Origin of the sequence: Shewanella sp. T24-MNA-CIBAN-0130 (assembly GCF_040310185.1) — a bacterium.
GTDB lineage: Bacteria > Pseudomonadota > Gammaproteobacteria > Enterobacterales > Shewanellaceae > Shewanella > Shewanella psychromarinicola.
Genome location: NZ_JBEOPP010000041.1, coordinates 1 through 23,690 on the forward strand (window position 1 = coordinate 1; position 23,690 = coordinate 23,690).

Genomic DNA, 23,690 nt, shown 5'->3' on the forward strand with positions numbered 1-23,690 from the left:
ACGTTGCTAACATGAACATCTTTCGATTTTTCATTCAGCGGCCGTTGACGCTAGGTCGTTGGCTTGGGGTGCGTATTCTACGCTTTCCCGTTGTTGCGTCAAGTGTTTTTTCAAACTTTCTTTTCGCCTTGAACTCAGTGTTTTGAACCACTTAATTCAACCTAACTCGGTGACTGCTTTCGCTGTCTGCCGTGTCAGTGGATGCGCATTATAGGCAATACAAGATTTAGCGCAAGCCCTTTTTCAATGGATTTATCAAAACAACGCCTAACCGAACACAATTCAAACAAAGCGATGTTAAAACGATTAAAATCACATCAAAACCTATCAATTCATAACTTAATTAGTCCTTTTATTGTTTGTTCTTGTTTGTTTACTCATACAAGAAACAATAAAAGGGAAACTAACTATAGTACAAATTTGCTGAATGAAAACACAAATGGCGATTAGATCATATTAAAATGAAAGATGCCTACTGCTAAGTAGGCATCATTAAGCAATCAAAGAAGACTAGTTGGAAGTTAGAGGTGGACTTAACAGAGCTTAAAGCAATGAGGCTCCATTAATAGCAGGTCTTATTGGACATCATCTTTTTGTTGTACTTTATCAGTTGGTGCTGAATGGGAAGATGAATGGCTATGGTTATCAGACTGAGTGGTTTTTTTGCTTATCGGTTCATCACCCATTATGTGTTCTACTTTTAGCTTCTTAATCGTTTTGATAGTGATCACGGGTCCAGAGAGTGCATATATATAGAAACCAAGACAAAGTATGATTGCAGGTTCTACAGAGATAATAACGAAGACCCCTACCAGCAATAACATAACAATGAAATTCACTTTCCCCCGCCAGTCTACTTCCTTAAAGGAATGATAACGGAAATTACTCACCATCAGTAAACCCGTTAACGCAGTGATGATTGCCACTATATAGCTAATATCTGTAGGGTCGACTTCATATTTAGTGCCGCTCCAAATACTCCCAGCAATTAATGCAGCAGCTGCAGGACTTGCAAGCCCTTGAAAAAATCGTTTATCCGCCACACCCACTTGAGTGTTAAATCGAGCTAATCTTAATGCTGCACATGCACAATAGATAAATGCAGCTAACCAGCCGATTTTACCTAAATCCTGCAGGGCCCAGTTGTAGGCAAGAATGGCTGGCGCCATGCCAAATGAAACCATATCGGCCATACTGTCATATTCAGCTCCGAAATCACTTTGTGTATTGGTAAGCCTTGCGACTCTGCCATCAAGTCCATCACAAATCATGGCAATAAAGATAGCAATTGCAGCAGACTCAAAGTGGCCGTTCATTGATGAAATGACAGCATAGAAACCAGAAAACAATCCTGCTGTTGTAAATAAGTTAGGTAATAGGTAAATACCTTTATTTTTTACTGGGTGATCAGGCGATTTTTGCATACACTTCAATCATTACCGTTTTAGATGTTGAATTTATACTCAAAGATAGCATATTTTGAAACATTCAAGCATAACGTCAATTAGCTCTAGGATACTCACATGAGAATTATGCGGATAGTGATTGGTTTGGCCACGTTAGCATTTAGTACATCCACACTAGCGGCGGCGATTTACACTTGGGTCGATACTGCTGGTGTTGTACATTACAGCCAGCAACAACCCTTGAGTGTAGATGCTCGCAAGATTTATAGTGAAGATATAGAACCATCGAAAATTGGAACTCACACCCCACAAAAAAAGGTCTCAACTAAAGTGGAGTCTGAATTAGAACGATCGGCAAAAATCATTAATGAAAAAGATAAGCAACAGGCCAAAGATATCTGTGAAAGTGCTAAGCACAGCCTTAATGTGTTAAAGAGTCACAGCAAATTAAATCAGCAAAATAAAGATACTGGCGAGTCGGTCGTAATGACAGAAGAGCAAAGGCAAGCTGCAATTGCTGAAAATACCGAACGAGTTAGCTTATTTTGTCAGAGTAAATAATAGAAAAAGGGAGCTGATGCTCCCTTTTTTATGCCGATGTCATCTAATAATTCTCAATAACATTATTGAATAAATGCTAGCTTGCCATCTTCCACTATGACTTTAATCATTTTACCCGGTAGCAATTGACCCCGAAGTAATTTTTGAGCTAATGGATTCTCTACTTCTTGTTGTAATGCTCGTTTTAACGGCCTTGCACCATAAACAGGATCGAATCCAGCTTCAGCGATTAATGATAATGCCGCATCAGACAATTCAATATCGAACTCCTTTTCAATCAAACGTTTGCGCAGCAACTCAAATTGAATACTGGCAATATGCTTGATGTTTGCAGCGTCTAAGGGATGGAATACCACAGACTCATCGATTCGATTTAAAAACTCGGGACGGAAACTTTGCGTCACAACATTCATAACCCCAGCTTTCATCTCCTCATATGTCGTATGACCAAAGCCCTCTTGGATAATATCTGACCCAAGGTTTGAGGTCATAATAATCACAGTGTTTTTAAAATCGACCGTTCTACCTTGACCATCGGTTAAGCGACCATCATCTAACACTTGCAGTAATACATTAAATACATCCGGATGCGCCTTCTCAACTTCGTCTAACAAAATGACAGAGTAAGGTTTACGACGTACCGTTTCGGTTAAATATCCGCCTTCTTCATAGCCAACATAACCGGGAGGAGCCCCGACTAGACGCGACACAGTGTGTTTTTCCATAAACTCAGACATGTCGATACGTACCAAAGCGGATTCGCTATCGAATAAAAATTTAGCTAACGCCTTACACAGCTCAGTTTTACCGACACCTGTCGGTCCAAGGAATAAAAATGAACCGATTGGACGTTGAGGATCGGCAAGACCAGCACGACTACGACGAATAGCATTCGATACTGCATCAACGGCTTCATTTTGACCGATGACACGTTGGTGGAGTGCATCCTCCATGTGTAACAGTTTTTCTCGTTCACCTTCAAGCATTTTTGACACCGGAATACCGGTGGCTTTTGATAGCACTTCAGCAATTTCAACATCAGTAACTTTATTACGCAGCAATGTCATATCTTGCATTTCAGCTTGTGATGCTAAATCCAACTGTTTTTCAAGCTCAGGAATACGCCCATATTGCAATTCTGACATTCGAGTTAAGTCACCGGCGCGTCGAGCCACTTCCAAGTCCATTCTCGCTTGTTCGAGATCGGCCTTAATGTGCTGTGTGCCTGCCAATGCGGCTTTTTCGGTATGCCAAATTTCATTCATCTCAGCCGCTTTACTTTCAACATCTCTCAATTCATGTTGTAAAAAATCAAGACGTTTACGACTGGCTTCATCGGACTCTTTACTTAACGCTTGTTCTTCTAACTTAAGCTGAATCGCACGACGTTCTAATCGATCTAGCGCTTCTGGCTTAGAGTCAATTTGCATCCTGATACTAGACGCTGCTTCATCAATTAAATCGATGGCTTTATCAGGCAATTTTCTATCTGAAATATAACGATGCGACATCGTAGCGGCGGCCACAATAGCAGGATCGGTAATCTCAACATGGTGATGTAATTCGTAACGCTCTTTTAAACCACGTAAAATGGCAATCGTGTCTTCAACACTGGGCTCATCTACAATCACTTTTTGAAAGCGACGTTCTAGTGCGGCATCTTTCTCAATATATTGTCGGTATTCATCGAGTGTTGTGGCCCCGACACAATGCAAGTCACCACGAGCCAACGCGGGTTTAAGCATATTACCGGCATCCATCGCGCCCTCGCCTTTACCGGCTCCCACCATAGTGTGTAACTCATCAATGAATAAGATGACTCGGCCTTCTTCTTGGGATAGCTCATTTAAGACCGCTTTTAAACGCTCCTCAAACTCACCGCGGTATTTGGCTCCCGCAATTAACGAGCCCATGTCTAATGATAATACCCGCTTATTTTTAATCCCTTCAGGGACTTCACCATTGATAATACGTTGCGCTAACCCTTCAACAATGGCGGTTTTACCCACACCTGGCTCACCAATAAGTACTGGGTTATTTTTAGTGCGGCGTTGTAATACTTGAATAGTGCGACGGATCTCTTCATCACGACCAATAACAGGGTCTAATTTACCTTGCTCAGCGCGCTCAGTTAAATCAACGGTAAATTTTTTCAATGCTTGGCGTTGATCTTCAGCATTGGGATCATCGACTTTCTGTCCGCCACGCATGTCCTCGATGGTTTTCTCCATTAATTCTTTACTTGCACCAGAGTCTTTTAATGCTTTGGCAAGGGGATCATTATTTTCCAATCCGGCCAAGACAAACAATTCCGATGAAATGAATTTATCTTTACGCTTTTGAGCCAGTTTGTCACACAGATTCAGTAAACGAATTAATCCCTGTGACAGCTGAACATCACCACCAGTACCTTCAACTTGCGGTAAACGCTCTAACTCTTGACTAATAGCTGAGCGAAGTGCGCTTACGCGAATACCCGCTTGGGTGAGTAAAGAATGAATAGAACCAGAATCTTGATTTAATAGCGCCATCATTAAATGAAGAGGTTCAATAAATTGATGATCGCGTCCCAATGCTAGTGATTGGGCATCAGAAATGGCAATTTGAAACTTATTAGTCATACGATCGAGTCTCATACAATCTCCTAGGATCTGATACTAATATAACGGGAAATTAATTCAGAAATGAATAATTTGTTAACTTAAAGATGGGGGGCATTTAATGTAAATTCAAGCTTAAAACATAACCTAGATCAAAAAATTGTTGTTTTTTTGAGCGCCATAACAAAATTTAGGCCTTAAGCCAGATTAGCGAAGCCATTCGACCCGTTTGTTTGTTGCGACGATAAGAAAAGTAATCAGGATCGGTAAAGGTACACACATCAGCACTATAGGTTTGAATTACACCAGCTGCAGACAAACGCAACCTTGCTAATCCGACCAAATCGCCTAAATACTTGCTGTTGTGGCCAACAAAGTGCATTGAAGCTTGTGGGTCTTTATTGATAAAAGCATCACGCACCTCACTGCCAACCTCAAAGGCAGAAGGGCCAATTGCAGGCCCTAAGTATGCGATCAAACTTGACGGTGGAGAATGAAACATCGCCAATGCCTGCTCGATAACGCCCTCACACAAACCTCGCCATCCAGCATGAACAGCGGCTACTTCACTGCCTTGTTGATTGCACAACAATATGGGTAAACAATCGGCGGTCATTACCGTGCAAACATGGCCAAACTGATTACTGTAACTGCCATCCGCTAATGCTATAGCGCTACCTGGTATCAATGTTTGTACATCAACAACGTTAGTACCATGAACTTGCTCGAGCCAAGTTGGCTCAGCTGGCAACGACAATCGTTGGCGTAAAATGGCACGATTAGCCAATACATGTTGAGGCTTATCACCTACATGGAGCCCTAAATTTAGACTATCAAAAGGGCTTAAACTGACACCGCCATAACGATTAGTCATCGCAATGGCGACATTATCAGGTATTGGCCAATCGTGCTTGAGCATTATAAATACACTATCGGATGAAGCTCAGTATCTACTCGAAGTGCTTTTGTCAGCTCAACCATGTCATCAGGAATAGGCGCATGCCAAGTCATGATCTCACAGGTGAAGGGATGAGCAAGTTCTAAACGCACGGCGTGTAAAGCTTGGCGCTTAAAGCTTTTAAGTAATTCAAAAAATTCTGGGCTAGCGGATTTAGGCGGACGAGGACGGCCACCATAAACCGGATCGCCCACTAACTCATGACCAATATGTGCCATATGAACACGAATTTGATGAGTACGACCAGATTCTAAACGTAAACGCAAACGAGTGTGAGCACGAAACTTTTCTGCAACACGGTAATGAGTCACCGATGGACGACCACCATGGATCACTGCCATTTGAGTACGACGAGTAGCATGACGTTCGATAGGCTCATCAACCGTACCACCCGCCGTCATAGTGCCTAATACAATCGCTTCATATTCACGAACGATATCGCGAGCTTGTAGAGCTGCAACTAAATGGGTTTGTGCTTCAACCGTTTTAGCGACAACCATTAACCCTGTGGTGTCTTTATCTAAGCGGTGGACAATACCAGCTCTTGGAACATGCTCAATATCAGGACAATGGTGCAATAATGCGTTCATCAATGTACCGTCGGCATTACCCGCACCAGGATGGACGACCAAACCAGCTTGCTTATTAACCACTAAAATATGATCATCTTCATAAATAATGTTGAGGGCGATATCTTGCGCTTTTGCCCGCACTTCTTCTTCGATAGTCGCGGTCACTTCTATCTGTTGAGTTTCGAAAACCTTTTCCCGTGGCTTGTCGACTGTGATACCGTCAATAGTAATTGCACCAGATAGGATCCATTCCTTGATGCGTGTGCGCGAGTAGTCAGGGAACAAACCAGCTAATGCTTGGTCTAACCTCAGACCGGTTTGTGTTGCTGTGATCTCGCTTTTTAGATTAATCTCTTGTGTCATAGGAACCGTACCCCAGTTTTGGGGTCCAAAGTGAATGAGCTATCTGTTACAATCGGATGTTTTCTATTTTACCGTGATTTTACCGTGAAATAGAAAAAATCTTAACAACAACTTAAAAAGAATTGAATTCAAGTATGCATAAAATTGCCAAAGTTGCCGCACTAGTATTACTTTCACTGGCTATTACAGCCTGTAGTAGCAGTCCAGAAGACGTTGATGTTGCCAGTAAAGCATCACCTGACGTCTTGTATTCTCAAGCACGAACGTCAATGGAATTAGGTAATTACTCTAAAGCCGTCCGTTCACTTGAAGCATTGGACTCTCGTTTTCCATTTGGTCCGCACAAAACTCAAGTTCAATTAGACTTGATTTTTGCGTATTACAAAATGGATGATGCAGCCTCAGGACTTGCCAATATTGATCGCTTTTTACGCCTCAATCCAACGCATCCTAATATAGATTACGTCTATTATATGCGTGGTTTAACCAATATGCAGGCAGATAATTACTTATTTCACGATTTAATGAATATTGATCGTACCGATCGTGACCCAAAAAATGCCCAAGATGCATTTAAAGATTTTGACCGATTGATTAAATCGTACCCAAATAGCAAGTATGCTGCTGATGCACAACAACGTATGCAGTTCTTAAAGAACCGTTTAGCGAAATATTCTATTCAAGTTGCAGAATATTATATCAAAATGAACGCATGGAGTGCAGCGGCAGTTCGTGCCCAATCAGTCATGGAGAAGTTCCCAGGAACACCTTTAACTGAAAGAGCATTAGAGATAATGGCTAAAGCGTATGACGAGTTAGGTCAGGAAAAATTACAACAAAACGTTAAAGCTGTGATGAAAGCAAATTTTCCAAATAATGAGATATTAACTAACTAGTCATTATTGAAGCTCAACGACAGTTAACGAATATTTAGCATTAAACGCTCCTCGGAGCGTTTTTTTATACCTGACTCATCAGCATTAGTAAATTTCATATCTACTTATTTTACTCTTTTTACTTGGCGCTGTTATCACACCAGTAAAAAGGCACCATAACACCTTTTAACTTAGCAACCATCATAGGAATGAAGTATTTATTACACCATGGTGCTTTGGCTGAATAACACTCGATACGACCAAAATACATCCAAACAAATCTAATTTTGATATAAATATAAAAAAACAGGTTGACTCAGCAGGTCAAAACCCTTTAAATTGCGTCCGTCGCCCGAATAGCTCAGTCGGTAGAGCAGAGGATTGAAAATCCTCGTGTCCCTGGTTCGATTCCGGGTTCGGGCACCATATTTATATTGGTGGCTACAGCGACTAATAAAATAAAGTTATTTTGCAATAATGTTTTGCAGGTGTGGTGGAATTGGTAGACACGTCAGCTTCAGGTGCTGATGCTCGTAAGGGCGTGGAGGTTCAAGTCCTCTCACCTGTACCAAATAACTTTATCCGTTTTAACAAAAAGGCCTCGCATTGCGAGGCCTTTTTGTTTTGATTGTCTATCTCATTTCGAAATGCCAAGACAAACTATGTTGGTTTATTCAAATAGTACGACATCACCCCTTCTTCACTTACGGCAGCTAACTTACAGCAATAGCACACTGTAAATGATCCGTGAGTTCGCCATAAAACTCAGTTGCAAGTTAGCGCTTAAATATCAATATGTCGCAAGGTACTATCAAACCGTTTTTCACTGGCAAGTCATTCAACTCGCCAGAACAATCCGCTACCACATAAAAAAGCAATTACATCGGCTCAATATAATCCACCATTAACTGCACGGTTTGTTTACCTCTAAACTCATTAACATCAAGCTTATAGACCACTCGGGCATGTTTAATGGTTGCGTCAGGCCATATTGCTAAATCCACATTAAAGGCAATACCGTCTAACATCGAACTGCCACATTGGGTCTCTAACAATAGCTTTAAATGTTTCTCGCCGACAATGCGCTGCTGGATAACATTAAATATGCCATCAAATAAAGGCTCTTCAAACGACTGTCCCCACGGTCCCGCATTACGTAACATAAATGCAGTATCAAGGGTCATTAGCTCACTTGACAGCTCGCCGTCTGACAGTAACTCTCCGGTCAGCTGTTCATAATCCAATATTTCTCTTACCGCATCATCAAAGGCTTGTTTAAATTGTTCAAATACGTCAGCTTTTAATGATAATCCTGCCGCCATCGCATGACCACCAAACTTAGTTATCATCCCAGGATAGCCACTATTAATGCGTTCGAGTAAATCTCGCATATGCAGTCCTTTAATCGAGCGGGCAGAACCTTTTATTTGACCATCCCCCGCATCAGCAAAGGCAATAACAGGGCGATGATAGCGATCTTTAATCCGTGATGCCAAAATACCAATCACGCCTTGATGCCAATCATCCTTAAAAATGGCGATGCCCCAGGGTAAATCATCTTCATTAAGCGACACTTGCAATAAACTCTTTAATGCCTCTTGTTGCATGCCGGTTTCAAGTTCACGCCGCTCTTGGTTTAGTCCATCCAGTTCGGCAGCCATTCTTCTTGCCAACATGATGTCTTCACACAGTAAGGTTTCTACCCCCAGCGCCATTTCATCTAGGCGGCCAGCAGCATTTAATCTGGGACCAACCGCAAAACCAAAATCGGCAGCAACCATCTTTGCAGGGCTGCGTTTGGCGACTTCTAGCAACGCGGTAATACCAACTCGACAGCGGCCACTTCTAACACGCTGTAAACCAGCATTGACTAAAATACGGTTATTAGTGTCTAACGACACCACATCCGCGACAGTACCCAAGGCGACAATATCAAGTAATGTTGCCAGATTTGGCTCAGTAATTTGTTGCTGTTGATACCAATTACGTTGCCTTAATTCTGCTCGCAAAGCTGACATCAGATAAAATGCCACACCAACACCGGCAATAGACTTACTGGCAAACTGACAACCAGGCTGATTGGGATTTACAATAACATCAGCATTTGGCAAGCTATTACCAGGTAAATGATGATCTGTCACAACGACGGTCATGCCCAGTAACTTGGCAGCCGCAACCCCCTCAATGGAAGATATCCCATTATCAACGGTAATTAATACATCGGCACTCTTCTTGTAGGCTACCGCAACAATTTCAGGACTTAAACCATAACCATAATCAAACCGATTTGGAATAAGGTAATCAAGCCGTTTAGCACCCATCATGTTTAACGCCAGCATGCATACACTCGTTGAGGTCGCACCATCAGCATCAAAATCGCCAACAATCAAAATTGATTGCTGTGCAACAATCGCATCAGCGATCACTACTGCGGCCTCGGCTAGACCTTTCATCGTCTCGGGACGCAATAACTTACTTAACACTAATTCACAGTTATCTTGATTAACACCACGGCGGGCATAGAGTTGTTTCAGTAATGGCGGTAAAGAACTGGGTAAATGATTATCATCAACCTGAGGGCGACGGACTATATTATGAGACAAAAGGCAACCTTAATCGGGCAATAAGAGAATGGAGCATAACAAAAAGGTGAGCCTAAGCTCACCTTGATTTTACGTTTATAGCACAGGCTATACGACTTTGATTTATAAGTGGGCGTTATAAGTTTGATTCAATAGTACGTAATAATTCTGCCGGAGCTTGATAACCTGGCACCATGGTTCCATTTTCTAAAATCAGTGCGGGTGTACCGTTAACACCAAACGACATACCTAACTTATATTGCGCCGCAATATCAATATCACAACTCGCGGCTTTAACATTGCCACCCGCTTTAGCTTCTGTCATCGCTTTTAAAGGATCTTTAGCACACCAAACGGCTTGCATCTCATCAGCATTTGCAGAAGGAATGCCTGCACGCGGATAAGCTAAGTAGCGAATCGTAATACCTAAATCATTATAGCCTTGCATTTGATTGTGTAGCTTACGGCAATAACCACAGTCGACATCGGTAAATACAGTGACGACATGCTTCTCATTTTTAGCTTTGTAAACCAACATTTCATCTACAAATGGTTCGAGCAATGCGATACGAGGTCCGGCTAGTGCTGCCTCGGTTAAGTTTTTCATGCCGTTGTCGATGTCATACAGATTACCATGAAATAACTTAGCGCCATCTTTGGTGACGTATAACACACCTCGGTCGGTCAGCACTTGATATAAACCGTCGATGGGAGATTGCTGAATTGTCATCACGTTGACACCTAGCGTGTCGGTAAGTTTTTGCTTTAATGCTGATTCGTTGGCTACATCAGACGCAGCTGACACCATTGGAGTGATAACAAGGCTGGCAACAAGGGCTAATGTTTTGGTTAACTTCATGATAATTCCTAAATTACACGGGTTCAAAGTGAATAGACCCGATTTTGTCAATAAAACTTACAGGCTTAGTTTAGCTAACGCAACTAAACTCACAGGCTTAAATGTAAGGATTTGATCAACCTCGCACTCAACCGCGCGGATGATGCTGGCTATGCAATTGCTGCAAACGCACTTTTGCCACATGAGTATATATTTGAGTGGTTGATAAATCACTATGTCCCAACAAAAGTTGTACAACCCGTAGGTCAGCACCGTGATTTAATAAGTGAGTGGCAAAGGCATGTCGTAACGTATGCGGTGATAAATGGCACTCAATTCCAGACCTTGCCGCATACAACTTAATTCGATGCCAGAAAGTTTGCCGAGTCATCATTTGCCCACGACGTGACGGAAACAGTACATCGGACTGTTTCATATTTAACAATTCAGTACGAGCAAACTTAATATACTGTTCAACCTCAGTAATGGCCACTTCACCCAATGGAACCAAACGTTCTTTGCCGCCTTTACCCATCACTCGGACTAAACCTTGACGCAAACTGATTTGCTCCATCGTTAAGCTCACTAATTCAGTCACGCGCAACCCGGTGGCATACAAGAGTTCCAACATGGCTTTATCACGACATTCAATCGGATCGTCGGTATTAGGCTCAGATAATAAACACTCAATTTGTGCCTCAGACAAGGTATCAGGCAACTGACGAACTAACTTAGGCGACTTAATCAATGAGGTCGGATCTTGGCTAATTTGCTTTTTTACCAATAAGTAAGCATAAAAACGCCGTAAACTACTGAGTAATCTGGCGGTACTGCTTTTAGCAAATTGTTTGTCAAAACGCTCTGCGAGGTAGTCGCGCAACACGGCTTGATCAACTTGCAGTAAGTCTTTTCCCTGAGACAACACATAACGTTCTAAATGTTGTATGTCGGTGCGATAGGATGCCAATGTATTATCACTTAACCCGTTAGTTGACCATAAGTCATCAACAAACTGGTTAATTAATGGATCGGGTTGATAAGCAGGTTTGGCCAAAGCAGTTTCCAATAAATAATAAAAAACGACGTTAGATAATCTATCATAACGCCGTTATATTGATCCGTTTATTATGGCCTATTTAACGTTTAAGCCTGCACTTTTTGAAGCCTCTTTTTGGGTAAAAACAAACACACAATCGCGGTCAACGCCGTAGGCAGCAACCAAGCCATACCCTCAGCATGTAATGGCATAAAATCTAAGAAGCTCATGTCCATCCCCGCGGTTTGTAACCCATCGAAAATGCCGAAAAAAAGTGCCACAGTTAGCACTATTCGGTGCGAAAACTCAGGTCGAGCAAAACGCTCCGTTAAGAAAGTGACCAACACTAATGCAATAGCGACTGGGTAAATCGTCATTAACACCGGAATACTCACACTAATTAATTGCGCTAAACCAACGTTTGCAACGGTGGCACACACTGCACTTAGCAGGACAACCAACAATTTATACGACAAGCGCGGTAATAATTCATTAAAAAATTCAGCACACGCAGTAACTAAACCGACTGCCGTGGTTAAACAGGCTAAGGTGACAACGGTCGATAACAATAGTGAACCAAGATTACCGAAGTGATACGTGACGTAGTTGGTTAAAATTTGCCCGCCATTGTCAGCGCCAATGGCAAAATCACCCGCAGAAGCACCAAGATAAAACAAAGAAATATACACAAATGCTAGACCACCAGCAGCAATAAAGGCGGCACGAATTAAATACTTGGTTTGATCAGCGGCTTCATTGACACCTTTTTTGCGTAATAAATCGATGATTAACATACCAAACATCAAAGATGCCAAGGTGTCCATGGTATTATAACCTTCAATAATCCCTTTCGTTAATGGACTATTAATGTAATCACCAACGGGTTGGCTCACCTCTGCGCCAGGAATAATAATCACTGAACTGGCCAATCCCACCAATAATAAAATTAATACTGGCGTAAGCACTTTCCCTACGCTGTCCAGTAATTGGCCTGGATATAAAGATAAAAACATCACCACGGAGAAAAACACTAAAGTATAAATAAGTTGGGCAATATTGAATTCTTTACCGCCTAACATCATCAGTGCATCAGGATTACCGATAAAAGGTCTTGCACCAATTTCGAACGCCACCAGAGCGGTACGCGGGGCCGCAAATGCCGGGCCAATAATAATATAAATAGCAATGGCTAATGCCGTTGCAGCAAATCCAGGTAATAATGCCATCACTTTACCGTTGGATTTGGCAACCGCAATTAAGCCTATCAACGGCATACCCACTGCAGTAATTAAGAAACCGAACATCGCAAAAGACATATTCTCGCCAGCAAGCATGCCAGCAAAAGGAGGGAAAATTAAGTTACCCGCCCCTAAAAAAAACGCAAAGGTCATAAATCCTAACCCAAGCGTATCCGTTACACTCATTTTGGTTGTTTGCACTACTCACTCCGCTTTGTTGTTATTTTTTACAAACCTAATTGATTACACCATCATTAGCTACTGCTAAACTGAACCAACAATGATTTGTAAAGTTAAAAATACACTTGAAAAATACTCAATTTGTTAAGACAACAACGGAAACGAGCTGTTAGTTCTATTTTCAGTGTCATGTTCCAGCCAAAATAGCTTAAATTAGACTTTCTACTCAATTTAATGCGTAAAAAAGTGTGCAGACTAATATCAAATATCGCCTTAATACTCAAGCTTCAGCACTCCAAACAATTAAAAAAACCTATTTAGTTGCGATTTGTGGCAAGGCTTGTGTACATATTCAGCACATCTATTGTTTTTAAGTTAATTTAGCATTACAAAAAATCAACGATGACAAGCGCTGGCAATTAAACCGCGACAGTAAAAACCAAAGCCGCTATGATCCTATTGAGTCGTTCATACAGCCCAAAGAGTACTCTATTATCTATGTCTTTTACGTTTAAGCAATTTCATATCGATGATAAACAGTGTGGAATGTCAGTCAGTACAGATGGGGTTTTACTCGGTGCTTGGGCTGAATTATCGCAATCTAGCAACATTCTCGATATTGGTGCAGGAAGTGGCTTGCTAAGCCTGATGGCTGCACAGCGCAGCCCTCATAACGCCAGTATTACTGCTGTAGAATTAGACGGTGCAGCAGCAAATGCCTGCCAATATAATATTCAACAAAGCCCTTGGCCTGAGAAAATTCAGCTATTTCAAGGTGCTATTCAGCATTTTCAACAACAACATAATCAAATATCAGCACCGTTATTCGATCATATCATTTGTAACCCGCCTTACTTTGAACAGGGTTTGCAGGCCAAAAATAGCGCACGAGCCGACGCAAGGCATACCAACACCTTATCTTTCGCTGAGTTACAGTACGTGATCGGTCAATTACTTGCTCCCCAAGGCACGGCTAGTATTATTCTACCGCAACAAAGTTTAGCCCGTTTTAGGCAACAACTTAACGCTCATGGTTTATTCGTTATAAAACACCTTGATGTTATTAGTGTTGAGGGAAAGTCTCCCAATAGAGCACTATTGGCAATACAATACGACCCAATGAGGGTTAATCCCCGACAAACCAATAACAAGGTCACCATTGAAACTCAATGTCTACAACTGGTGATCCGCGACAAACACGGACAATACAGCCAAGCTATGGCAGATTTATGCCGCGAGTTCTACTTAAAGCTTTAGCCTGCTCATTAGGTCAGTTATAATACTCAACTATTTTTCAGCGAGACCCAAGTGCATGCAATTTGAAGATTTCCAGCTCGACCCTAGCTTATTAGAGTCACTCAAGGCCATGGGACATCACAGCCCTACCACAATTCAACAACAAACGATCCCATTGGCCATGGACCAGCGGGATATTTTAGCGCGAGCGCCTACCGGCACAGGGAAAACGGCTAGCTTTTTACTGCCTGCATTACAGCATTTAATCGACTTCCCTCGGCGTTTTGAAGGCCAAGCACGTATTTTGGTGCTAACGCCAACGCGTGAATTAGCCAGTCAAATTCATCGTTATGCAAGTCATTTAGCCACTGGGCTTGATCTTAATATCGTCATCATTACAGGTGGTGTGCCATATGGCCCACAAGAAGAAGCACTTGCAGACAATGTTGATATATTGATCGCCACCCCAGGTCGATTAATGGAATACTTAGATAAAGATAAATTTGATGCCACTGAAGTGGAGATTCTCATTATTGATGAAGCTGATCGTATGCTTGATATGGGATTCTCGTCAGTAGTGCAATCTATTGCCATTGAAGCTCAAGGCCGCAAACAAAATATGTTGTTTTCTGCCACACTTGAAGGCAATGGGGTTAACCGTTTCGCTCGCGAATTGTTAAACGATCCGGTAGTGGTCGATGTAGAAGCGCCACGCAGTGAAAAAGCCAAAGTGCATCAGTGGGTGCATTTGGCCGATGATCAAGCACATAAATTTGCGTTGTTATGCCACATTCTTCAGCAAGAAAACGTTAAACGCACCATAGTGTTTGTTAAAACTCGCGAAATGGTTGCCAGCTTAGAAGGCTTATTGCTAAAAGCGAATATCCCTTGTGCATTTATGCGTGGCGATATGGAACAGAAAAAACGCTTCCAAGCACTGGGGCGTTTTTCTAAGGGCGAAGTCAACGTGCTATTGGCGACAGATGTTGCTGCTCGAGGAATTGATGTTGATGACATTACCCATGTCATCAACTTTGACATGCCCCGCTCTGCTGATGCCTATGTTCATCGAATTGGCCGCACCGCTCGTGCTGGCGCTAAAGGAACCGCGATTTCATTAGTTGAAGCGCACGATATGCGTATTATTTCTAAAATTGAACGATACATTGAATTACCGCTTAAACGCCGCGTGATTGAAGAACTTCGTCCTAAACACAAAGAAGCCAAGGTCCCAGGTAAGAAAAAAGCCAATGCAAAAGAGGCTAGAGTGACATCGAAAAAGTACAAGAAAAAGTAACCTACAGGTTTAGCTATACCTCGTCCTAGAATACCTTGACTAACGATTATTAAAGCGAATTACTCAGTAATTCGCTTTTTTTATCCTCAAAGCACTATATCGCATCATTAAATAGACATAATACAGCCAGAAAGTGTCAACTAATGTCAATTTGTGCACAAAAAACACTAACCCGAATAATCTAATATAACCTACTAATTAATAAGAGATAAAATATAATGGATTATTTTATCTCTATTCAAACATGGCAAAAAAAATCAGTTTATTAAGTGTTTATCGCCAAATCAGAAAAAACATAACTTTATGAAACATTTTATTTACATCAAACTATTTAGATAAACGTAATACTCTGTTAATTTAGACGCTATGAGTAATAAAATGAATTTGAATGAACATGTTAGCCAACGTAGTTAACTGTCTAAAGCATTATTTCAGCATGGATACGCAATAGAAATGATAAAAACCATATTAAGAAGATCATCACCACTGCTTATCATTGCTGTGTTTGTTGCCGCAGCCATGCTGCTTATCAGCACACAAGAAGCACCCGAGCAAAAAGATGAACCCATTAGCGTGCCCATTATTGATGTGCAAACCATCACGCCGCAAACCTTGTCGCTCAACTTACCGTCATACGGCGTGGTTAATCCCAAATATAAAACCCAGTTAGTCACCGAAGTTCAAGGGCGTTTACTGAACATTTCAGCAGACTTTGTTGCTGGCGGTGTCGTAAAGCAAGGCCAACAACTTGCCATTATTGAACCCTCTGATTACGAAGCGGATCTAATACAGGCAGAGGCGACACTTGCTCAAGCAACCGCCGCATTGAATGAAGAAAAAGCCCGTGGTGTAGTCGCTAAAATTGAATTTAAAGATTTTGGTACCGGTTTACCACCAGAGCTCGGATTACGGATCCCACAGCTAAAAAAAGAACAAGCTAACGTCAAATATGCACAAGCCGCATTAGCCCGTGCACAACGCAACTTAGCACGTACAGTAATTAGGGCCCCATTTGATGGCATTATCAAAGCACGCAATGTCGACTTAGGTCAGTACGTAACCTTGGGCACTAACTTAGGTGAACTCTACAACACCAGTATTGCTGAAATTAGACTGCCATTAACAAATGCAGATCTCGCGTATTTAGAGTCGGTTGATAATCCTGAAACCGCTGTCACACTCACCGCATTTCTGGCAGGTAAACAAGTCACTTGGCAAGGCAATATTGTTCGCAGCGAAAACGTCATCGACGAGCAAACTCGCATGGTGTATCTAGTCGCAGAAATACATGATCCGTATTTACGCAAAAATAAAACTGAAGGACAATTACCCTTAAAATATGGCAGCTTTGTGAACGCCGTCATCACAGGCCGCACGGTTAATAATGTAGTAAAACTGCCACGTCACGTGGTACGAAATGGTCAGGTTGCCGTTGTTGGTGCAGACAATATTATCGAGATGCGCCCAGTGAATGTTATTCGTTCAGATGCCGATACCATTTATATTCAAGGCAGCTTCAAGGCAAATGAGCGAGTATCCATGACTAGCATTAATAGTTTGAATTCTGGGCAGATCATTAAAGTGCTCGGAGAAGAAACCCAGTCAGCTCCAGTCGATACTGACGCCCAAGCCGCTACGACTGCAGGTGAATAAGAATGGATACTAATAAAGGGATCATCGCCTGGTTTGCGCGCAACAGTGTCGCAGCCAACTTACTGATGGCCGCCTTGCTTATTGGCGGTTTGTTTAGTGCGGTACTCATTAATAAAGAAATCTTTCCAACATTTGAATTAAATCTCATCAATATCAATGTTGCCTATCCAGGCGCAGCGCCACAAGAAATTGAAGAAGGGATTAATATAAAAATCGAAGAAGCGATTCAAGATATTAGCGGCATTAAAAAAGTGACTTCTGTTGCCAGTGATAGTGTTGGCTCAGTGACCATTGAGGTCGAAGACGGTTACGATGTGCAGCAAGTACTAGATGAAGCTAAACTGCGTATCGATGCCATTGCAACCTTCCCTGACAACATCGAAAAACCCAATATTTACCAAATAAAGCCAGAAAACAATGTGATTTGGGTATCTGTTTATGGCGACATGAACCTGCATGACATGAAAGAAATGGCTAAAGCGATCAGAGACGACATTACCGACTTACCAGCAGTGACTCGCGCAAAAGTCACCGGAGTTCGCGACTACGAAATAGGCATCGAACTGTCGGAAGACAAACTACGCGAATATGGCATTACGTTTACTCAAGTGGCTTTAGCGGTACAAAACTCGTCGATTGATTTACCCGGCGGTTCTATTCGGGCCCAAGATGGTGACATCCTACTGCGCACAAAAGGCCAAGCTTATACCGCAGATGACTTTGCGCAGATTGTGGTAGAAACGCGCCCAGACGGCAGCCGGATTATGTTACCGCAAGTGGCCACAATTAATGATGATTTTGAAGAACGTCTGGAATACACCCGCTTTAACGGCAAACCGGCTGCGGTAATTGAAATCACCAGTATTGACGATCAAAATGCCTTAGATATTTCATCACAAGTTAAGGCTTACGTCGCCGAACGTAAAAAAACCTTACCAAGCAATATTCAACTTGATACCTGGGGTGATTTAACTCACTACCTGCAAGGGCGTTTAAACATGATGTTGTCGAACATGTTTTATGGCGCTCTGCTGGTGTTTATTATTCTGGCCTTATTCTTAGATCTTAAACTCGCTTTTTGGGTAATGATGGGCTTACCTGTGTGCTTTTTGGGCACCATGTTATTAATGCCGCTTGAACCGTTTAACATGTCGATTAATATGCTGACCTTATTCGCGTTCATTCTGGTGCTGGGGATCGTCGTCGACGATGCCATTGTCATCGGAGAAAGTGCCTATACCGAGTTAGAGGAAAACGGCCACTCTTTAGATAATGTGATAAAAGGGGTACAAAAAGTGGCGATGCCAGCCACCTTTGGGGTGCTCACCACTATTGCAGCCTTTATCCCCATGATCATGGTGTCTGGGCCCATGGGCATTATTTGGAAATCCATCGGTATGGTGGTGATTTTGTGTTTAGCCTTTTCGCTGATCGAATCAAAACTGATTTTACCCGCACATTTAGCTCACATGAAAATCAGAAAACGCACCGCCCCAACGAATCCTTTCTCACGCTTTAAATTTGCTATCAACGAATGGTTACAGCATTTCATTCACAACACCTATCGTCATTTTCTTGAGCGCTGCATTAAGCGTCGCTACAACGTCGTGGCGGTATTTGTGGGGGTATTAATTCTGTCACTTGCTTTAGTGCAAAGCGGCAAAGTACGCTGGGTTTTCTTCCCTGATATTCCATCGGACTTTATTCAAGTGCAGCTTGAAATGGAAGAAGGCAGTTCTGAGCAGAACACCTTAAAAGTGCTGCAACAAGTCGAAGATGCGTTATACAAGATGAACGCCAAACTTGAAGACCAATACGGTTACCCCATGGTGAAGCACAGCTACATCGAACTAAGCTCACGCAGCAGTGCCTTTGTGTTTACCGAGCTGACTAAAGGCGAAGACCGTGAAGTAGACGGCGTCGCTATTGCTGAAGAATGGCGTAAACAATTACCCGAGTTATTGTCAGTTAAAAAGCTTAACATCAATGCCAGCACCAACGATGCTGGCGGCGATTTATCGTTTCGCTTAACCTCAAGTGATTTAAACCAACTGTCTGAAGCGGCCAAAGTGCTTAAGTCTAAATTGGCCACTTATGAAGGCGTATTTGATATTACCGATAACTTTTCTTCAGGTTCGCACGAAATTCGGTTAAATATCCGTCCTGAAGCCGAAGCGCAAGGGCTGACACTGTCAGATTTAGCTCGCCAAGTTCGGTACGGTTTTTATGGTTATGAAGCCCAACGTATTTTGCGTAATAAAGAAGAAGTCAAAGTCATGGTGCGTTACCCGCTCGAACAACGCCGCACTGTGGGTGACCTTGAAAACATGCTGATCCGCACCCCGTCAGGCGCAGCAGTGCCGTTTTCAACCGTAGCAGATATCGAAATGGGTGAGTCGTACGCGTCGATCACCCGGGTTGATGGCCGCCGAGCGATTACCATCAGCGCCAATGTGAATAAAAACAACGTTGAACCATCGAAAGTGGTCGCCGAAATTCAGCAAGATTTTTTACCCGAATTAACCGCACGATTCCCTAAAGTAACGTCAGCATTAGATGGCGGCAGCTTAGACGAGCAAAATGCTATGCTTGGTTTAGCGCAAGGATTTTTCTTTGCCATGTTTACCATTTATGCCTTAATGGCCATTCCATTAAAATCGTACACGCAACCGTTAATCATTATGTCGGTCATCCCGTTTGGCATGATTGGCGCCTTGTTTGGCCACTATATTCTAGGCTTATCCATGAGTGTGTTGAGCTTATGCGGTATTGTGGCGTTAGCCGGGGTAGTGGTAAACGACTCACTCATTTTGGTCGACTTTGTTAACCGAGCCCGCGAAGAAGGCAAGTCGCTAATGCAATCGGCTATCGATTCTGGTTGTTATCGTTTTAGGGCAATCATCCTTACCTCGTTAACCACCTTTTTTGGCTTGGTGCCCATTATTATGGAAAAAAGCTTACAGGCTAAAATTGTTATCCCAATGGCGACATCTCTAGCATTTGGTATTTTATTCTCAACGGTAGTGACGTTAATTTTGGTGCCCATCTTGTACATTATTCTGGATGATATAAGGCGCTTATTACGACGCGTTTTTATGTGGTGGTGGCAACCCAAAACAGTTGCGGAACCATTAGGCTCTGATGAACACCATTAACCCATATCGTTAGTCCCAAAAACAGAGCTAAATCAGCTCTGTTTTTTTTGCTGTAAAAACTGCGAGCTAAGCAACATAGTCACATTCGATATTTAGCTACAATACTTACCCTGTTCTCCATAATAAAAAGCTGCCATGAACGCCTCTACCTCACCCACGCCAACCTTAGTTTACGATATCGGCAATCACCGTTATCTCAATATTACGGCAAGATGCACCTTAAGATGCCAGTTTTGCCCTAAGCATAATGGATCGAAACAAGTGCACGACTTCGACTTATCACTCAGTCAACGTATTACCGCAGAGGATGTTTTACCCTTGTTAGGTAATGTGCATGACGTGGAAGAATATGTCTTTTGCGGCTTTGGTGAACCAACGTTAAACCTTGAATGTTTGCTGCAGCTTGCCCATGCCATAAAAGCACAAGGTGGGCGTGTAAGGCTTAATACCGATGGATTGGGCAACCACTTTCATCGTCGTAATATTTTGCCAGAGCTCAGCCAATGCATAGACAGCCTGTCAATTTCACTTAATGCCGACACCCCAGAAAGCTACCAGCAACACTGTCACCCCAAGCTGGCAAATTCCTATAAGGCACTGCTTGAATTTATTCAACTCGCACCTCAATACATACCGCAAGTACAAGTCAGTGCCATTAACGGACTGGCTAATGTAAACATCGAACGTTGCCGCGGTATCGCAGAGCAAAACGGTGCAATATTTAAACAACGCGAACTGGATAAAATTGGTTAAATAAATGGGCTATTGATACCTAGACGTTTTCGCCAACGTCGGCTTCATGCTAGTATTGCCAGTAAGAGAATGCTAAAAAAGTGGCACCATGTCTAAACACAAAGCAGTGGGTTCTTCAAACTCGTTATTAATTTCTTCACAAGCGAGTCATTGGTCGCAACAGCACATTCTTTCGCTGCTAAGCCAATTGATTATTTTATTAATTGTGGTGTTTATCGTCACTAATATGGTGGTCAATCTAGGCGAGCGTCGCCTGCAAGAAGATTGGGCAGATCAACGCTACAGTGAGTTGCAAACGGTAGCGTCTTTAGCCTCTGATAAAGTCTCATTTTTGCAGTTTAGAACCCAAACCATCGCAAAAGGTGAATTACTGCGACAATATCTGCAAAACCCATCAGACAAACTGCAATTAAAGACCATCGAAAACTGGAATTCATTGACTGAAAATATTCCTGAACTACTTGGGCTGGCATTATTTACTCCTCAAGGAGAACTCCAATTTGCCACCACGGGTAGTTTCAATAACATGCAACTACCCGCCGCGTTATTGGGCTCGGGTAGAAATATGGGCGGCAATGATATTTACACGTCACCAATGGCGTTTACTCCTATTGATGGCATATTAGAACCTTATTTTTATCAGTTATCGTGGATAGAAAACCCAGACCAAAGTATTAAAGGTTATTTGGTCACTTACAATTCTATCGTTAAACTACTGGAAACAATAAAGCCTGCTTTTTTTAATCAAAATTCACCATTACTCCTGCTTGATACTCAAGGTTTCCTCTATGCGGGTGCCTCTCAACCTGCGCCATTAGACAGTATGCCCAACACACTTGGGGCAAGTTTAAAACAAACTTACCCAGAATTGTGGCGTGTAATAGCAATGAATAACTTTGGTCAGTTTCACAGCCAAGACTCCACTTTTGTGTATTTAAAAGTCGAGTTAACCAACCAATACGAAAACAAAAGAGAATACTTTTTATTGTCTTATATTCGCCATGAAGACATTGCCACTCGCTATGCTCAATGGCGAATACTCATCATAGTTGCAGGATGCTTGATAGCACTGTTAGCCAGTTTACTGATTATATTAAGACATCGATTTGTACTTGAGAGACGCGCGAGGCAAAATAGCCTTCAATTGAGTAACAGTTTGTTTAGCAGTGAATTAAGCTGCTTAATCGTCAATGATAGTGGCCGTATCCAGAGCGTTAATGCCAAAGCCGCTGCCGCACTATCCTTACCAATTGATGATCTCAAAGATCGCAGTTTACAACGAGTACTGCATCTTGATGATGATCGTTTCAACCACATTAAAGATGCATTAACTCATCATAAGCAATGGAATGGTGAGATCAATTTAGAAACGCTTAATAGTAGTATGTTACAAACTCATATTCGCAGAGAAAAATGCCCTAACAGTAATGAGTATTATTGGTTAGTCACATTTGAAGATATTACCGCATTATTTGATAGTCAGAGCCAAGCCTATCTCTATCAATTAATGAGCAACTGTGCTGTCGCTACGGCGCTAACCGATGCCAGTGGCATGATAATAAAATGTAATAAGCAATTTGATCAGCTGATGTCTTTACACGGAGACACTGATATTTCTATCACAGAATTACTCGGCGATGAACTGCATAATCAATGGCAGAACATAACCGCGCAAATTAGCTTACAGGGGGAGTGGACCGCGCAAATTATGCCATTTAACCATGGCCGTTATGAGCATTGCTTAAAAACGACATTAACAGGTCAACTTACATTCGAAGGTGATATTGAATACCTTATTTGTACTTTTGAACAGACCACGCCAGTGGTGTCGGCCCAAAACAGCAGTAACGTCATTGGCCATCGAAGCGCCATAGTATTACGTTTAAATGAGCTTGAAAATTACTTTATCAACCTTAGTGAGCTCACTAAAGAACATTCAAGCTTACTCGTAATGGACATTAATCCAGAAGGCATTTTCAGCAATATGGGCAATATGAGCCAACTTGAAAAGCGTCAAAAAGACATTGAGCTACAGTTACTGATTGAGTTACCGCTTAATTATCAAATTGCGCAATGGCAGCTCGGAAAGCTAGTCATATTGTTGACCGAAACGAATGCAAACTCAGCCCATCAATATGCGATTAATATGATGCAGTGTCTGGAAGAAAAGAATTTGGGTGAAGGAATTAACATTGGTATCGCGAGTTATTTACAGCGACAAAGTTTGGACCAATACCTTGCTAACGCTGAAATAGCCTTAAAACGTGCTAAACAATCTGTTGACCAAAATATTTGCCAAGCATTTACTCGCCCTACCAAAGCCACAACATCCTCGAAAATTGACTGATTCAATCACCTGACACAGCGTTGCTTAACGTCAGGTGGTG

Annotated in this window: 16 protein-coding genes and 2 tRNA genes; 10 read left to right on the plus strand and 8 right to left on the minus strand. The window is 42.2% G+C overall.

From position 1 onward, the window contains the following. Positions 1-575: 575 nt before the first annotated feature. Complete coding sequence (gene pssA / locus AAEZ02_RS15330) at positions 576-1,424, minus strand: CDP-diacylglycerol--serine O-phosphatidyltransferase (RefSeq protein WP_233768623.1); 849 nt, start codon at positions 1,422-1,424, stop codon at positions 576-578. Positions 1,425-1,523: 99 nt separating this feature from the next. Between pssA and AAEZ02_RS15335 the strand changes: the two genes are divergently transcribed. Further along, on the plus strand, positions 1,524-1,967 hold the full coding sequence (locus tag AAEZ02_RS15335) for a DUF4124 domain-containing protein (protein ID WP_124012390.1): 444 nt from the start codon (positions 1,524-1,526) through the stop codon (positions 1,965-1,967). 62 nt (positions 1,968-2,029) lie between these two features. Here AAEZ02_RS15335 and clpB read toward each other — a convergent pair whose 3' ends face one another. The 3 genes from clpB to rluD form a co-directional block, all read right to left on the minus strand. Beyond that, positions 2,030-4,603 carry an ATP-dependent chaperone ClpB gene (clpB, locus tag AAEZ02_RS15340; protein WP_124012391.1) on the minus strand — a complete coding sequence of 858 codons (2,574 nt, stop codon included), beginning with the start codon at positions 4,601-4,603 and terminating at the stop codon, positions 2,030-2,032. 154 nt (positions 4,604-4,757) lie between these two features. After that, positions 4,758-5,486 (minus strand): peptidoglycan editing factor PgeF, encoded by a 729-nt coding sequence (pgeF, locus tag AAEZ02_RS15345; protein WP_124012392.1) that lies wholly within the window; start codon positions 5,484-5,486, stop codon positions 4,758-4,760. Further along, the gene (gene rluD, locus AAEZ02_RS15350) at positions 5,486-6,460 is read right to left on the minus strand and encodes a 23S rRNA pseudouridine(1911/1915/1917) synthase RluD (RefSeq protein WP_101034271.1); all 975 of its coding nucleotides are present in this window, start codon (positions 6,458-6,460) and stop codon (positions 5,486-5,488) included. The genes pgeF and rluD overlap by 1 nt, the downstream gene beginning before the upstream one ends. A gap of 134 nt (positions 6,461-6,594) precedes the next feature. Here rluD and AAEZ02_RS15355 point away from each other — a divergent pair, with 134 nt between their 5' ends. The 3 genes from AAEZ02_RS15355 (at position 6,595) to AAEZ02_RS15365 (ending at position 7,906) form a co-directional block, all read left to right on the plus strand. Next, positions 6,595-7,356, plus strand: coding sequence for an outer membrane protein assembly factor BamD (locus AAEZ02_RS15355; protein WP_101034270.1), 762 nt, complete (start codon positions 6,595-6,597; stop codon positions 7,354-7,356). A 329-nt stretch (positions 7,357-7,685) separates the two neighbouring features. After that, positions 7,686-7,761, plus strand: a tRNA-Phe gene (locus tag AAEZ02_RS15360). Positions 7,762-7,819: 58 nt separating this feature from the next. Further along, positions 7,820-7,906 (plus strand) — tRNA-Leu (locus tag AAEZ02_RS15365). A gap of 307 nt (positions 7,907-8,213) precedes the next feature. Here AAEZ02_RS15365 and recJ read toward each other — a convergent pair. From recJ to brnQ, 4 genes are all read right to left on the minus strand, one after another. Continuing rightward, positions 8,214-9,938 carry a single-stranded-DNA-specific exonuclease RecJ gene (recJ, locus tag AAEZ02_RS15370; RefSeq protein WP_124012393.1) on the minus strand — a complete coding sequence of 575 codons (1,725 nt, stop codon included), beginning with the start codon at positions 9,936-9,938 and terminating at the stop codon, positions 8,214-8,216. 115 nt (positions 9,939-10,053) lie between these two features. Beyond that, the gene (gene dsbC, locus AAEZ02_RS15375) at positions 10,054-10,776 is read right to left on the minus strand and encodes a bifunctional protein-disulfide isomerase/oxidoreductase DsbC (protein WP_101034268.1); all 723 of its coding nucleotides are present in this window, start codon (positions 10,774-10,776) and stop codon (positions 10,054-10,056) included. Positions 10,777-10,903: 127 nt separating this feature from the next. Then, positions 10,904-11,809 (minus strand): site-specific tyrosine recombinase XerD, encoded by a 906-nt coding sequence (xerD, locus tag AAEZ02_RS15380; protein ID WP_124012394.1) that lies wholly within the window; start codon positions 11,807-11,809, stop codon positions 10,904-10,906. An 89-nt stretch (positions 11,810-11,898) separates the two neighbouring features. Then, a complete protein-coding gene (brnQ, locus tag AAEZ02_RS15385) occupies positions 11,899-13,230 on the minus strand; it encodes a branched-chain amino acid transport system II carrier protein (RefSeq protein ID WP_232772151.1) in 1,332 nt (443 codons plus the stop codon). 477 nt (positions 13,231-13,707) lie between these two features. On the opposite strand from brnQ, the gene AAEZ02_RS15390 reads away from it, so the two are divergent. From AAEZ02_RS15390 to AAEZ02_RS15415, 6 genes are all read left to right on the plus strand, one after another. After that, complete coding sequence (locus AAEZ02_RS15390; RefSeq protein WP_124012395.1) at positions 13,708-14,466, plus strand: tRNA1(Val) (adenine(37)-N6)-methyltransferase; 759 nt, start codon at positions 13,708-13,710, stop codon at positions 14,464-14,466. A gap of 55 nt (positions 14,467-14,521) precedes the next feature. After that, positions 14,522-15,742 (plus strand): ATP-dependent RNA helicase SrmB, encoded by a 1,221-nt coding sequence (gene srmB / locus AAEZ02_RS15395; protein WP_101034265.1) that lies wholly within the window; start codon positions 14,522-14,524, stop codon positions 15,740-15,742. Positions 15,743-16,195: 453 nt separating this feature from the next. Then, positions 16,196-17,395 carry an efflux RND transporter periplasmic adaptor subunit gene (locus tag AAEZ02_RS15400; protein ID WP_124012396.1) on the plus strand — a complete coding sequence of 400 codons (1,200 nt, stop codon included), beginning with the start codon at positions 16,196-16,198 and terminating at the stop codon, positions 17,393-17,395. A 2-nt stretch (positions 17,396-17,397) separates the two neighbouring features. Next, entirely contained in the window at positions 17,398-20,550 is a 3,153-nt protein-coding gene (locus AAEZ02_RS15405) for an efflux RND transporter permease subunit (RefSeq protein ID WP_101034263.1), read from the plus strand. A gap of 135 nt (positions 20,551-20,685) precedes the next feature. Then, entirely contained in the window at positions 20,686-21,303 is a 618-nt protein-coding gene (locus AAEZ02_RS15410; RefSeq protein ID WP_124012397.1) for a TatD family nuclease-associated radical SAM protein, read from the plus strand. 88 nt (positions 21,304-21,391) lie between these two features. Then, positions 21,392-23,650 (plus strand): PAS domain-containing protein, encoded by a 2,259-nt coding sequence (locus AAEZ02_RS15415; protein ID WP_351123882.1) that lies wholly within the window; start codon positions 21,392-21,394, stop codon positions 23,648-23,650. Positions 23,651-23,690: the final 40 nt, after the last annotated feature.

Bases quoted from the DNA above. Each gene is read 5' to 3' on its own strand.
- pssA (WP_233768623.1), bottom strand. From the start codon at position 1,424: ATGCAAAAATCGCCTGATCACCCAGTAAAAAATAAAGGTATTTACCTA.
- AAEZ02_RS15335 (WP_124012390.1), top strand. From the start codon at position 1,524: ATGAGAATTATGCGGATAGTGATTGGTTTGGCCACGTTAGCATTTAGT.
- clpB (WP_124012391.1), bottom strand. From the start codon at position 4,603: ATGAGACTCGATCGTATGACTAATAAGTTTCAAATTGCCATTTCTGAT.
- pgeF (WP_124012392.1), bottom strand. From the start codon at position 5,486: ATGCTCAAGCACGATTGGCCAATACCTGATAATGTCGCCATTGCGATG.
- rluD (WP_101034271.1), bottom strand. From the start codon at position 6,460: ATGACACAAGAGATTAATCTAAAAAGCGAGATCACAGCAACACAAACC.
- AAEZ02_RS15355 (WP_101034270.1), top strand. From the start codon at position 6,595: ATGCATAAAATTGCCAAAGTTGCCGCACTAGTATTACTTTCACTGGCT.
- dsbC (WP_101034268.1), bottom strand. From the start codon at position 10,776: ATGAAGTTAACCAAAACATTAGCCCTTGTTGCCAGCCTTGTTATCACT.
- AAEZ02_RS15390 (WP_124012395.1), top strand. From the start codon at position 13,708: ATGTCTTTTACGTTTAAGCAATTTCATATCGATGATAAACAGTGTGGA.
- srmB (WP_101034265.1), top strand. From the start codon at position 14,522: ATGCAATTTGAAGATTTCCAGCTCGACCCTAGCTTATTAGAGTCACTC.
- AAEZ02_RS15400 (WP_124012396.1), top strand. From the start codon at position 16,196: ATGATAAAAACCATATTAAGAAGATCATCACCACTGCTTATCATTGCT.
- AAEZ02_RS15405 (WP_101034263.1), top strand. From the start codon at position 17,398: ATGGATACTAATAAAGGGATCATCGCCTGGTTTGCGCGCAACAGTGTC.
- AAEZ02_RS15410 (WP_124012397.1), top strand. From the start codon at position 20,686: ATGAACGCCTCTACCTCACCCACGCCAACCTTAGTTTACGATATCGGC.
- AAEZ02_RS15415 (WP_351123882.1), top strand. From the start codon at position 21,392: ATGTCTAAACACAAAGCAGTGGGTTCTTCAAACTCGTTATTAATTTCT.